Below are 13,146 nucleotides of genomic sequence, written 5' to 3' on the forward strand. Positions count from 1 at the left end.
CGTCACAGAGTCGAGTCCGCGCCGAGTCCCCGCCGGGTCACCACACGGGTTACCGCTCGGTAGAGATGACGTTTACGGCCTCTAGGTAGACCATGGGTGGCGGCGCAGCCCAGCGACATCGCCCAGCGACCCCAGCGAAGCAGCGGCCCCGGCACGGCCCTCCGACAGGTAAGGAACAGCGTGGCTTCCGCATCCGATCGCAACCCGATCATCATTGGCGGCCTTCCGAGTCAGGTTCCTGACTTCGACCCCGAAGAGACGCAGGAGTGGCTCGACTCCCTCGACGCCGCCGTGGACGAGCGCGGCCGGGAGCGCGCCCGCTATCTGATGCTGCGGCTGATCGAGCGGGCCCGCGAGAAGCGCGTGGCCGTGCCGGAGATGCGCAGCACGGACTACGTCAACACCATCCCGACCAAGAGCGAGCCGTTCTTCCCGGGCAACGAGGAGATCGAGCGGAAGATCCTCAACGCGACCCGGTGGAACGCGGCCGTGATGGTGTCCAGGGCCCAGCGCCCCGGCATCGGCGTCGGCGGCCACATCGCCACGTTCGCGTCCTCCGCCTCCCTCTACGACGTCGGCTTCAACCACTTCTTCCGCGGCAAGGACGAGGGCGACGGCGGCGACCAGGTCTTCTTCCAGGGCCACGCCTCGCCGGGCATCTACGCCCGCGCCTTCATGCTGGACCGGCTGAGCGAGGAGAACCTGGACGGCTTCCGCCAGGAGAAGTCCAAGGCGCCCCACGGGCTGTCGTCGTACCCGCACCCGCGCCTCATGCCGGACTTCTGGGAGTTCCCGACGGTGTCGATGGGCCTCGGCCCGATCGGCGCGATCTACCAGGCGCGGATGAACCGCTACATGCACGCGCGCGGGATCGCCGACACCACCAAGTCGCGCGTGTGGGCGTTCCTCGGCGACGGCGAGATGGACGAGCCGGAGTCGCTGGGCCAGCTCACGCTCGCCGCCCGCGAGGGCCTGGACAACCTGACCTTCGTCGTCAACTGCAACCTCCAGCGCCTCGACGGCCCGGTGCGCGGCAACGGCAAGGTCATCCAGGAGCTGGAGTCGGTCTTCCGCGGCGCCGGCTGGAACGTGATCAAGCTGGTCTGGGACCGCAGCTGGGACCCGCTGCTCGCCCAGGACCGCGACGGCGTGCTGGTCAACAAGATGAACACCACGCCCGACGGACAGTTCCAGACGTACGCCACGGAGACCGGCGCGTACATCCGCGACCACTTCTTCGGCGACGACCAGCGGCTGCGGGCGATGGTCGAGGGCATGACCGACGACCAGGTCCTGCACCTGGGGCGCGGCGGCCACGACCACAAGAAGATCTTCGCGGCGTACAAGGCGGCGGCCGAGCACAAGGGCCAGCCGACGGTGATCCTCGCCAAGACGATCAAGGGCTGGACGCTGGGCCCGAACTTCGAGGGCCGCAACGCCACGCACCAGATGAAGAAGCTGACGGTCGACGACCTCAAGCGCTTCCGCGACCGGCTGCACCTGCCGATCCCGGACCGGGAGCTGGAGTCCGGCGCCCCGCCGTACTACCACCCGGGCCGGGACTCGGAGGAGATCCAGTACATGCACGACCGGCGCAAGGGACTCGGCGGTTACGTCCCGACGCGTGTCGTGCGGTCCAAGCCGCTGCCCCTCCCGAGGACAAGACGTACGCGACCGTGAAGAAGGGCTCGGGCCAGCAGTCCATCGCGACGACGATGGCCTTTGTCCGGCTCCTCAAGGACCTCATGCGGGACAAGGAGCTCGGCAAGCGGTTCGTGCTGATCGCGCCGGACGAGTACCGCACGTTCGGCATGGACTCGTTCTTCCCGAGTGCGAAGATCTACAACCCGCTCGGCCAGCAGTACGAGTCGGTCGACCGTGATCTGCTGCTCGCCTACAAGGAGTCGCCGAACGGCCAGATGCTGCACGACGGCATCTCGGAGGCCGGCTGCACAGCCTCGCTGATCGCGGCCGGCTCGGCCTACGCCACCCACGGCGAGCCGCTCATCCCGGTCTACGTCTTCTACTCGATGTTCGGTTTCCAGCGCACCGGCGACCAGTTCTGGCAGATGGCCGACCAGCTGGCGCGCGGTTTCGTACTGGGCGCGACCGCGGGCCGTACGACCCTGACCGGTGAGGGCCTTCAGCACGCCGACGGCCACTCCCAGCTGCTGGCCTCCACGAACCCCGGCTGCGTCGCGTACGACCCGGCGTTCGGCTTCGAGATCGCCCACATCGTGCAGGACGGCCTGCGCCGGATGTACGGCGGCTCCGAGGAGCATCCGCACGGTGAGGACGTCTTCTACTACCTGACCGTCTACAACGAGCCGATCCAGCACCCGGCCGAGCCGGCGAACGTGGACGTCGAGGGCATCCTCAAGGGCGTGTACCGCTTCAGCGAGGGAACCGAGGGCTCGATCCCGGCGCAGATCATGGCGTCCGGTGTCGCGGTGCCGTGGGCGGTCGAGGCGCAGAAGATCCTGGCCGAGGAGTGGAACGTCAAGGCGGACGTCTGGTCGGCGACCTCCTGGAACGAGCTGCGGCGCGAGGCCGTGGACTGTGAGCGGCACAATCTGCTGCACCCCGAGGAGGAGCAGCGGGTGCCGTATGTGACCCGGAAGCTGGCCGACGCGCAGGGGCCGGTCGTGGCCGTGTCCGACTGGATGCGAGCGGTTCCGGACCAGATCGCGCGCTGGGTGCCGCAGCCGTACCAGTCGCTCGGCGCGGACGGCTTCGGCTTCGCCGACACGCGTGGCGCCGCCCGCCGCTTCTTCCACATCGACGCGCAGTCGATCGTGGTGGGGGTGCTGACCGAACTGGCCCGTACGGGCAAGGTCGACCGGTCCGTGCTCAAGCAGGCCATCGACCGGTACCAGCTGCTCGACGTGGCGGCGGCCGACCCGGGGGCCGCGGGCGGCGACGCGTAGCGCCCGGAATCCTGTAGCACCCTGTCAAGGGTGGTGCGCGTCACGGGTACACCGTGGGCACACCACCCCTTCACGTTTCCTACGATGCGGCCATGCAGCAGCAGTCGGCCCAACTCCGTTGGGAACAGCACACTCAGCGGCCCCTCTTCGGCCTGGCCCTGGCCTTCGCCGTCGCCTATGCCGTGCCGATCGTCCGGCCGGACGCGAGCCGGGACGTGGTGGAACTGTGCACCGCGGTGGAGTGGGTGGTGTGGGGCGCTTTCGCGCTCGATTACGTGATCCGGCTGGCCCTCGCGGAGCAGCGGCTGAGGTTCGTACGGACGCACTGGCTCGACCTGGGCGCGGTGTTGCTGCCGGTGATTCAGCCGTTGCGGTTGCTGCGGCTGGTGTCGACCCTGTTGCTGGTCGGGCAGCGGGCGCGGATGGCCTCGCAGATAAGGCTCACCACGTATGTCGGCGGGGCCGTGGTCGGGTTGCTGATGTTCGGGTCGCTGGCGGTGCTGTCGGTGGAGCGGGACTCGCCGGACGGGAACATCAGGACGCTGGGTGACGCGGTGTGGTGGTCCTTCACGACGATGACGACCGTCGGGTACGGGGATCACGCGCCGACCACCGGCCTGGGGCGGATGCTGGCCGTGGGGCTGATGCTCTCCGGGATCGCGCTGCTGGGTGTGGTGACGGCGAACATCGCGGCGTGGTTCATAGCGCGGTTCGAGAAGGACGACGTGGAGGAGCGCCGGCAGACGGAGGCGATACGGGAGCTGACGGAGGAGGTGCGGGCGCTGCGGGGGGAGTTGGCGGCGCTGAAGGGGACGCCGGTGGACTAGTAGTGCTTCGTTACGTTGAGTGATCTCGGTTGATTGTGGGCAGCTTCCCGGGGTGAGGTTGGGGGAGGTGGAACGGCTCCGGGGTGAGTTGGCGGAGTTCGTTGCCGATGTGTTCGGGTCGTTGCCGCGGCGGGATCAGCGGCGGTGGGGCGAGTGTTATCTGCGGGGCCTGATGCTCGATGGCCGGCGCAAGTCGGTCCAGCCGATGGCCGAGCGTCTGCCGGACGGGAACATGCAGGCCCTGCAGCAGTTCGTGAACCAGTCGCCGTGGGATCCGCTGCCGGTCAGGCAGCGGATCGCCGAGCGGCTGTCCGAGGTGATCACACCTGAGGTGTGGGTGATCGACGACGTGTCGTTCCCCAAGTGCGGCAAGGCGTCGGCCGGAGTGGCCCGCCAGTACTGCGGAGCACTCGGCAAACGGGCGAACTGCCAGGTCGCGGTCAGTGTCCATGCCGCCACCGACACCGCCTCGTGCCCGTTGCAGTGGCAGTTGTATCTGCCGCGTGAGTGGACGGATGAGCCGGACCGATGCCGCAGAGCAGGAGTCCCCGACGAGGTGGTGCACCAGGAGAAGTGGCGTCTCGCGCTCGGCCTGCTGGACACGCTCGCCGACTGGCGGTTGAAGGCGCCGGTCGTGGTCGCCGACGCCGGATACGGCGTCAGCACCCCCTTCCGGCTCGGCCTTGAGGAGCGAGGGCTGTCCTTTGTTCTGGCCCTGAACGGGAAGGAAGTCGCTCACCCGGAGAATACCGAGCCGCACCAGCCTGCTTACGGTGGGCTCGGGCCGCCCACCCTTCCCCGCTATCGCACCCCACCACGAGCCGTCTGCGTCCTCGCAGCGGAGGCGGGTGCGGAGCGGTTCACCGAGGTGACCTGGCGGCAGGGCAGCAAAGGCGCGATGACCTCACGGTTCGCGGTGCTGAGCGTGCGGCCCGCGGGCAAGCAGTCCCTCGCCGCAGCCCAGGCGGCGGGCGGCGGCCGCAACCAGTGGGACGGTGTCCTGCCCGTCCAGACACTCCTCGTTGAATGGCCGGAGGGCCAGGACACTCCGACGGACTACTGGATATCGAATCTGCCCGCCACCACACCGGCCGCTGACCTGGTGCGGTGGGCGAAGATGCGCTGGCGGATCGAGCACGATTACCGCGAGCTCAAGCATGGCCTGGGACTGGACCACTTCGAGGGCCGCACCTGGCGCGGCTGGCACCACCACGTCACCCTCGTCACCGCCGCCCAGGCCTTCCTCACCCTCAGGCGGCTCGACCCAAAAGTCCGCACACCGGCCTGACCCTCTACCAGGTCCTCGACATTCTTCAGGACCTGCTCAGGTGCTGGACCGGTACCTGCACCACCTGCGGACGCCCCCTGCCCAACCCCCGAAGAAGCCACAGACAGCCCAGAACCTAACGAAGCACTACTAGTTGTGCTGTCCCGGGACGTTGGTGACAGGCGACACGCCTTGAGTGGTCCTTGAACGAGGCGAGGGCCTCCGGGTTCGGTGTGGATTGCGACATCAACAACCGGCTCCCAGGAGGCCCTCGTTGTTCCACCGTAATGCCCCACTGACCGCGACCGGCAGGCTGCGTCTGGCCCGGTGTGTCATCGACGACGGATGGCCGCTCCGGCGGGCCGCGGAACGCTTCCAGGTCAGCCACACCACCGCAGCGCGTTGGGCAGACCGCTACCGCAAGCACGGGCCCGCCGCGATGCAGGACCGCTCCAGCCGCCCGCACCACCAGCCCCGCCGCACCCCGGCCGCCATCGAGGAACGGGTGGTGCGCCTGCGGCGCGAGCATCGCATCGGACCGGTGCGGCTGGCCGCCCGATGCGGCACCGCCGCCTCCACCGCCCACCGCATCCTCGTCCGGCACGGCCTGCCCCCGCTCGCTGCCTGCGACCGGGCCACCGGCGAACCCGTCCGCCGCTATGAGCGCGCCCGGCCCGGCGAACTGGTCCACATCGACGTCAAGAAACTCGGCCGCATCCCCGACGGCGGCGGTCACAAGGTCCTGGGCCGCGCAGCCGGCCGGGCCAACCAGGACCGCCGCAACGGCACCGGATACGCCTGCCTGCACACCGCCCTGGACGACCACTCCCGCCTGGCCTACACCGAAGACCTGCCCGACGAGAAAGCCGCCACCTGCGCCGGCTTTCTGCGCCGGGCCACCGCCTGGTTCGCCGGCCAGGGCGTCGCCGTTGAACGCGTGCTGACCGACAACGCCTGGGCCTACACCAAGAACACCTGGCGCGACACCTGCCACGACCTGGGCATCGGCCCCGCTGGACACGCCCCTGGCGGCCCCAGACCAACGGCAAGGTCGAACGCTTCCACCGCACCCTGCTCGACGAGTGGGCCTATCAGCGGCCCTACACCTCAAACGCCGAACGACAGGCAGCGTTTCCTGACTGGCTGGACTGGTACAACTACCACCGACCCCACACCGGAATCAGCGGCCAAACCCCAGCCAGCCGCGTCACCAACCTCTCCGAACAGCACACCTAGTACTGGTGCCCGCGGTCGAGCGGCATGGAGGTGGGCCCCCGGCTGTGGCGCCAGGGGCCCTTCCCTCACTGCGCCGGGTCAGAACATGCCCACGCCCGGTGTGACCGCTCCTGACAGCCAGATGATGGCCAGGAGCGTGTCGATGGCGCCCAGAACCAGTGCGACCACGGCCGTCGCCGGGCGGGAGCCCGACCACGTGCGGCCCATGGCGAGCCAGCCGCAGACGATCGCCACGGGGCCGAGGATGATCCCCAGCACGAAGAATCCGGCGACCGCGCAGATGACTCCGATGATTCCGAGCGTCGCGCGGTCCGGCCCGGTCCGTGACCACGTCCGGCCACGTGAGCGGGGGTGCCTGCGCGTACCGTGTCCGAAGCTCGCCATCGTCAACTCCCGTAAACCCTCGGTCGGTTGGGGTTCGGTTCGGATACGACTAGGCGAGTACCCCGCATGAGGCTTTCAATCACGCTGCCTGCGCGCTGCCCCCCTCCGGCAGCGCGCCGCAGCGGCCCGTCCCCCCATGCCCTGCGGAGGACTTGACCCACTGTGACCTGCGATGCGGGCCGGAGGGGAGAGTTCGGGGGTGCTGTTCACCCTGATAGGCGAACCCCCGGGGAGAGACCGTCAGATGTGCGCCGCTCCCGCGCCGGCCTCCGCGTTCTCACCACGCTTGGTGAGGAACGCCACCAGCACCGCGACCACGGCGACCCCGGCGGCCACGAGGGACGCCGCGCTCATGCCGGAGATGAACGTGTCGTGCGCGACGCCCGTGATCTTCGCGGCGATCGCGTCCGGCGTACCCGGCGCCAGCGGCGGGACACCGACCTGGACGGCCTCGGACGCCTGGTGCTCCTGCTCCGGCGTCAGCGGCGGCAGGCCCGCCTTCTCCCAGTTGCCCGCGAGGTCGCTGTTGACCTTGGAGGCCATCACCGCGCCCAGAACCGCCGTACCGAGGCTGCCGCCGATCTGCATGGCGGCCTGCTGCAGACCGCCCGCGACACCCGACAGCTCCATCGGCGCGTTGCCGACGATGACTTCCGTCGCACCGACCATGACCGGCGCGAGGCCGAAGCCCAGCAGGGCGAACCAGAGCGACATGACGCCGCTGCCGGTGTCCGTCTCCAGGGTCGACATCCCGTACATGGCGATCGCGGTGAACGCCATACCGCCCGCGAGCGGGACACGGGGACCGAACTTGGTGATCATCGCGCCGGCGAGCGGCGAGCCGACGATCATCATGCCGGTGAGCGGCAGCAGATGCAGACCCGCGTCGATCGGGCTCATGCCGTGCACGTTCTGGAGGTAGAACGTCACGAAGAACAGGCCGCCCATGAAGGCGATGGCCATCAGGATCATCAGCACGACACCCGCGGACAGCGCCACCGAACGGAACAGCGCGAGCGGGATCAGCGGCTCCTTCACCTTCGTCTCCCAGAAGGCGAACAGCACGAAGCACAGCACGGAAGCACCCAGGAACGACAGCGTCTTGACGTCGCCCCAGCCCCACTCGGACGGCGGGGCCTTGATGAGCGCCCACACCAGGCAGAACACGGCCGTCGACAGCAGGGCGATGCCCAGGAGGTCGAAGGAGCGCGGGGCGTTCTCGGCGCGGTGGTCGAGCAGGATCAGCACGCCCAGGACGACGGCGAGGACGCCGACCGGCACGTTGATGAAGAACACCGACTGCCAGTTGACATGCTCGACGAGCACACCGCCGAGGATCGGGCCGCCCGCGGTGGACGCGCCGATGACCATGCCCCAGATGCCGATCGCCATGTTCAGCTTCTCGGCCGGGAAGGTGGCCCGCAGCAGGCCGAGCGCGGCCGGCATCAGCAGCGCGCCGAACAGTCCCTGAAGGACACGGAAGACGACGACGAACGCGATGCTGTCGGACAGGCCGATGGCCCCCGAGGCGGCGGCGAAGCCGACGACGCCGATGAGGAAGGTCTGCCGGTGGCCGAAGCGGTCACCGAGCTTGCCCGCGGTGATCAGGGAGACCGCGAGGGCGAGGAAGTATCCGTTGGTGATCCACTGGACCTCGGCGAAGGTGGCGCCGAGGTCCTTCTGTATGGCCGGGTTGGCTATGGCCACGATGGTGCCGTCGAGGGCCACCATCATGACCCCCACAGCGACGGTGATGAGGGTGAGCCAGGGGTGTCCCCGCAGCCCCTTGCCCGGCGTCGCGTCCGACGGCGTCGCCGGTGCCTTGCCCCCCGACCCCGTCGTGTCGATGGTGGTCTGACTAGTCATGCGTCGAGGCTAATGACAGCCACTGACAATTGACAAACCGATTCACAAGTCGGTAACTGACAGCACACGCTCGGATAGCCTGAACTGCGAAAACGCTCCGGAGAGAGCCGGAGGAGACTCGGAGGAGAGAGAGCCGCTTGAACCTGCGTGAACGCAAGAAGCAGCGCACCCGGGACGCGCTGCTGCGCGCCGCCCTCGAACTGTTCGCCACGCGCGGGTACGAGGAGACCACCGTCGACGACATCGCCGCCGCGGTCGACGTCTCGCAGCGCACCTTCTTCCGCTACTTCGCCGGCAAGGAGGAGACGGCGTTCTTCGTGCCGCGGCTCGCGGAGGGGCTCGTCGTCCAGGCCCTGCAGGTGCGCCCGCCCGACGAGGCCCCGCTGGAGGCGCTGCGCCGGGCCGTGCTGGAGAGCTGGGACACCATCAACGAGGCCGTCGAGGAGATCGTGCCGATCGACCTCCATCTGCGCGTCTACCGGGTGATCGAGTCGACGCCCGCGCTGTTCGCCGCCCATCTGCGGCGGTCGGCGGAGTTGGAGGAGCAGCTCGCGCGCATCATCGCCGAGCGCGAGGGACTGGACGTGGACGCGGACCCGCGGCCTAGGATCATCGTGGCCCTCTTCGGCGGGGTGATTCGTGTCACCGAGCGACTGTGGTCAGCGGGGGACGAACTCAGCCTCGCCGGAATGCGCCAACTCACCACGACATACCTGGATCAGGTGGGTCCGGCACTGGCCGGGAACTGGCGTACAGGACAGTCCCCTTAGCACCTCCACCGAAACGTGATCCCGGTCACTTGGTTAACGCGAGACCCTCTCGTTCTCCTAGTGTGTCCTTTCAGTGACTTCCTTCGACACCTCCCCGCAATTGAACGTCTGGCGCGCACTGCTCGCTCTGGCCGTCGTGTTCGTGATGCTGGCGACCACCGGCTGGACGGCCCTGCGCAACCAGCGGGGCGACACGCCGCTCCAGGCCTCGCTCTCCGCCTGGGAGCACGGCCGGATCAGCGGTCACGGACTGCCGGACCCCGAGGCCCAGCCGAAGAAGCTGGCCCGCTTCTTCGCCTCCCTGACCGAGCACGACCGCGCGAGCCTGGTCCGCAAGTATCCGCTCGCGGTCGGCAACATGAACGGCGCCCCGGTCGAGCTGCGCTATCGCGCCAATCGCGTCGCGCTCGAACAGGCGCGCAAGGTCGAGCGGGAACGCATGCACGACAGCCGTCTCACGGCGGTCGGGAAGCAAGAGGCCGGCCGGAGGATGCACCGCTTCGAGGACCTCATGGAGCCGGGCCGCCACATCCTCGCCTTCGACCCGGAGGGCTCGGGCCGGGTGGCGGAGGTCTTCGGCGATCTGCGCAAGGCGGAGCGGGTCTCGGTCGTCGTGCCCGGCGTGGACACCGACCTGCTCACCTTCCAGCGCACCCAGCGCAAGTACTCGGCGCCCGTCGGCATGGCCGAGTCGCTGCACGCGGCCGAGCGGGCGGCGAGCCCCTCGACGCGTACGGCCGTGATCGCCTGGGCCGACTACACGGCACCCAGCGGACTCGGCATCGACTCGGCCACCGCGATGCGCGCCGCGGAAGGTTCCGTACGACTGAACGCGCTGGTGCGGGCGCTGCCCGGCGGCAAGCCGGTCTCGCTGTTCTGCCACAGCTACGGCTCCGTGGTGTGCGGGGTCGCGGCCCGCTCGCTGCCGGCCAAGGTGTCCGACATCGCGGTGGCCGGCAGCCCCGGCATGCGCGTCGAGAAGGCCACCCAACTGCACACCGGCGCCCAGGTATGGGCCATGCGGGACGCCGACGACTGGATCCAGGACGTGCCCTACCTGGAGGTCGGCGGTCTCGGCCACGGGGCCGACCCGGTGTCCGCCGCGTTCGGTGCGCGGGTGCTGTCGGCGCAGGGCGCGAAGGGCCACGCCGGCTACTTCGAGCCGGGCACGGCAAGTCTGATGAATTTCGCAGAGATCGGCGTTGGCGCATACCGCTCGGTGCACTGCGCGCACGAAGACGGCGTCTGCCGGACCGGTTTGTCCGGCACGGCGGCGGCCTGACGCGCGTAGAGGCGAAGAAATTGCGGTCTGCTCGGGAGGGGGACGGAGGAGCGCGTGCCGCATACGATGAGCCGCATGGGTGACGTACTGGCCGGATTTCATGCCGCCTGGGAGTTCGAGTCCGACTCCGTGCTCATCCGCTACGAACGGGGGATTCGAACACCGAAGCTCTTTCAGGCGCTCGGGGAACGCCGTGTTCCCCTGGACGCGATCGCCGGGGTGACGCTGACCCGCGGAAAACGCGGCACGGTCGTGCTGCGCGTCGAGCCGCGGCCCGGTGCGGACCCCTTGATGGAGGCGGCCGCCGGGCAGCTGAAGGAGAGCGGTGACCCCTACCGGCTGGTGATGCCCGCCGAGCGCGAGGTCCTCGCGGAGTACTACGCCGACGAACTGCGGGGGCTGCTGACGGAGTCCGGGCCGGCGGACCGTTTCCTCGTGGCGCCGCCGAAGGGGCCGTTGTCGTTCAAGGCGTACGACGGGAAGGCGTCGTTCGACGGGCGGACGGTCAACTTCCGATGGTTCTGGACGGGGGCGTCGTCGGCGAAGTGGAAGGCCGGCGACCAGAACTTCCCCGTCGGGGAGCTGAACGGGGTCGAGTGGCGCTCGCCCGAGGTGTTCGAAGGGCATCTGCGGTTGCTGCACCGGGACCCGGGGTCGGCTGCCGCTCAGGCCGACCAGGATCCGGCCGCGGTGGTGTTCGGGCTGGGGTACGGGCCGGTGCACGAGTCACTGCCGTTCGCTGCGGCGGTGTTGGCGGCGGTGCGGACGTCTCAGCCGGTGGCTGCCGTGTCCGCGGCTGGGCCGCGCCGTGATCCTGCGGATATCGCCGAGCGGATTCGGCATCTCGGGGAGTTGCACCAGGCCGGATTGGTGACCGACGAGGAGTTCTCGGTCAAGAAGACCGAGTTGCTGTCGGAGCTTTAGCGTCTGCGGGGTGCTGCGCGCCGGCGGGTGCGGGTTGTCCATGGCCGGTCGCCCCCACGGGGCGGAGCCGCATATCGACACAGCCCCGCGCCCCTGGAAGCAGGCCCCTCTACTCGCGGCCCGCCGAGGTGAACGCCATGTCCGCGTACCTGTTGCCTGCCACCTTCGCCGCGATCGGGTCCAGCAGAGCCAGTTCCTCCTCGGTGAGGACGATCCTGGTCGCCGCCGTGTTCTCCTCCACCCTGGACGGCTTGCGGGTGCCCGGGATCGGGACGACCGGCAGGGCGTGGACGGATGCCTGCTGGTGGGCCCAGGCCAGGGCGACCTGGCCGACCGACACTCCCTGGGCCTCGGCGATCGCGCGGATCGGCTCCAGCAGGGCCCCGTTGGCGGCGGCGTTGTCCCCCGTGAAGCGGGGCTGGTGGCGGCGGAAATCGCCGGACGACAGGTCCTCGGCGCTGGCGAAGGAGCCCGTGAGGAAGCCGCGGCCCAGCGGCGAGTACGCGACGAGGGTCACACCGAGGTCGCGGGCCGCCGGGACGACGTTCGTCTCGATGTCGCGGCTGAAGAGCGACCACTCCGACTGCACGGCGGCGATGGGGTGGACGGCGTGGGCGGCACGGAGTTCGTCGGCCGTGACCTCGCTCAGGCCGAGGTGCTTGACCTTGCCCTCGCGGACCAGTTCGGCCATGGTGCCGACGCTCTCCTCGATCGGCACGTTCACATCGCGCCGGTGCATGTAGTAGAGGTCGATGACGTCGACGTCCAGGCGCTTCAGGCTCGCCTCGACGGCTTCGCGGATGTAGGGCGGGTCATTGCGGATGACCCGGCGTGTCGGGTCGTCCGGAGGGATGGACAGGGCGAACTTGGTCGCGATGACGAGTTCGTCGCGGTGGGCCTTGAAGAACGGCGACAGGAACCGCTCGTTCTCGCCGGCCCCGTACGCGTCGGCCGTGTCGTAGAGGGTGACGCCGAGTTCGAGTGCCCGTTCCAGGGTCGCCCGGGAGGCGTCGGCGTCCGAGGGGCCGTAGCCGAAGTTCATGCCCATGCAGCCGAGGCCTTGGACGCCCACCTCGGGGCCGTCGTCGCCGAGCTTCGCCGTCGTGATCCTGCCGTCCGTCATCGGGACCTCTCCGACGCCAGGGCATGCCCGGCGTCCGCGTAGAAACTGATCTTTCGGTCGAGCACGGCGAGCGTGCCGTGGAGTTCGTCGATCCTGGCCAGGACGTCCTCGCGGGTCGTCTTCAGCAGTTCGAAACGCTCGCCGTAGGTGTGGTCGCCCTCGCGCACCAGTTCCGCGTACCTGACCATGTCGGCGACGGGCATGCCCGTCAGGCGGAGCTTGCCGACGAGGTCCAGCCAGTCGAGGTCGCGGTTGGTGTAGCGGCGCTGGCCGGTGTGGGACCGGTCGATGTGCGGCATCAGGCCGATGCGCTCGTACCAGCGCAGGGTGTGTGCCGTCAGGCCGGTGAAGGCGACGACCTCGCTGATCGTGTAGTGGTCGTCGCCGTCCGGGCGCCGGTCCTGCTGCGGCGGGCCGGCGCAGGTGTCGGTCCTGGTCCCCGTGGTCTCCATCACCGTCATGACCCCAACGCTAGAACCTTGGAGTGCACTCCAAGCAAGCGCCGACGGTAAGAAATCGGCAGGACGTTTCTTGATCCTT

9 protein-coding genes and 2 pseudogenes are annotated in these 13,146 nt (G+C 69.2%); 7 read left to right on the forward strand and 4 right to left on the reverse strand.

Annotated elements, in window-relative coordinates; translation table 11 throughout:
• The first annotated feature begins 180 nt into the window (after positions 1-180).
• The 4 genes and pseudogenes from aceE to ACQEV8_RS13165 all read left to right on the forward strand — a co-directional run bounded on the left by aceE (position 181) and on the right by ACQEV8_RS13165 (position 6,257).
• A pseudogene (gene aceE, locus ACQEV8_RS13150) lies at positions 181-2,927 on the forward strand (pyruvate dehydrogenase (acetyl-transferring), homodimeric type).
• Positions 2,928-3,019: 92 nt separating this feature from the next.
• Positions 3,020-3,754 carry a potassium channel family protein gene (locus tag ACQEV8_RS13155; protein WP_432959817.1) on the forward strand — a complete coding sequence of 245 codons (735 nt, stop codon included), beginning with the start codon at positions 3,020-3,022 and terminating at the stop codon, positions 3,752-3,754.
• Positions 3,755-3,806: 52 nt separating this feature from the next.
• Entirely contained in the window at positions 3,807-5,042 is a 1,236-nt protein-coding gene (locus ACQEV8_RS13160; RefSeq protein WP_432959818.1) for an IS701 family transposase, read from the forward strand.
• A gap of 253 nt (positions 5,043-5,295) precedes the next feature.
• A pseudogene (locus ACQEV8_RS13165) lies at positions 5,296-6,257 on the forward strand (IS481 family transposase).
• Positions 6,258-6,335: 78 nt separating this feature from the next.
• Here the strand turns inward: ACQEV8_RS13165 and ACQEV8_RS13170 are convergent.
• Both ACQEV8_RS13170 and ACQEV8_RS13175 read right to left on the reverse strand, forming a co-directional pair.
• Positions 6,336-6,641, reverse strand: coding sequence for a small hydrophobic protein (locus tag ACQEV8_RS13170; RefSeq protein ID WP_432959819.1), 306 nt, complete (start codon positions 6,639-6,641; stop codon positions 6,336-6,338).
• A gap of 240 nt (positions 6,642-6,881) precedes the next feature.
• Positions 6,882-8,507, reverse strand: coding sequence for an MFS transporter (locus tag ACQEV8_RS13175; protein ID WP_432959820.1), 1,626 nt, complete (start codon positions 8,505-8,507; stop codon positions 6,882-6,884).
• A 137-nt stretch (positions 8,508-8,644) separates the two neighbouring features.
• On the opposite strand from ACQEV8_RS13175, the gene ACQEV8_RS13180 reads away from it, so the two are divergent.
• The 3 genes from ACQEV8_RS13180 (at position 8,645) to ACQEV8_RS13190 (ending at position 11,483) form a co-directional block, all read left to right on the forward strand.
• Complete coding sequence (locus ACQEV8_RS13180; protein WP_432959821.1) at positions 8,645-9,277, forward strand: TetR family transcriptional regulator; 633 nt, start codon at positions 8,645-8,647, stop codon at positions 9,275-9,277.
• A 73-nt stretch (positions 9,278-9,350) separates the two neighbouring features.
• Positions 9,351-10,559, forward strand: a complete 1,209-nt coding sequence (locus ACQEV8_RS13185) for an alpha/beta hydrolase (RefSeq protein ID WP_432959822.1) — start codon at positions 9,351-9,353, stop codon at positions 10,557-10,559.
• A gap of 66 nt (positions 10,560-10,625) precedes the next feature.
• Positions 10,626-11,483, forward strand: coding sequence for a DUF4429 domain-containing protein (locus ACQEV8_RS13190; protein ID WP_432972660.1), 858 nt, complete (start codon positions 10,626-10,628; stop codon positions 11,481-11,483).
• 109 nt (positions 11,484-11,592) lie between these two features.
• Here the strand turns inward: ACQEV8_RS13190 and ACQEV8_RS13195 are convergent, their stop codons facing one another.
• Both ACQEV8_RS13195 and ACQEV8_RS13200 read right to left on the reverse strand, forming a co-directional pair.
• Positions 11,593-12,606 (reverse strand): aldo/keto reductase, encoded by a 1,014-nt coding sequence (locus ACQEV8_RS13195; RefSeq protein WP_432959823.1) that lies wholly within the window; start codon positions 12,604-12,606, stop codon positions 11,593-11,595.
• Entirely contained in the window at positions 12,603-13,067 is a 465-nt protein-coding gene (locus tag ACQEV8_RS13200) for a MerR family transcriptional regulator (protein WP_432959824.1), read from the reverse strand. Before ACQEV8_RS13200 ends, ACQEV8_RS13195 begins: the two co-directional genes overlap by 4 nt.
• Positions 13,068-13,146: the final 79 nt, after the last annotated feature.

It is taken from the genome of Streptomyces sp. CA-179760 (assembly GCF_050937045.1).
Lineage (GTDB): Bacteria > Actinomycetota > Actinomycetes > Streptomycetales > Streptomycetaceae > Streptomyces.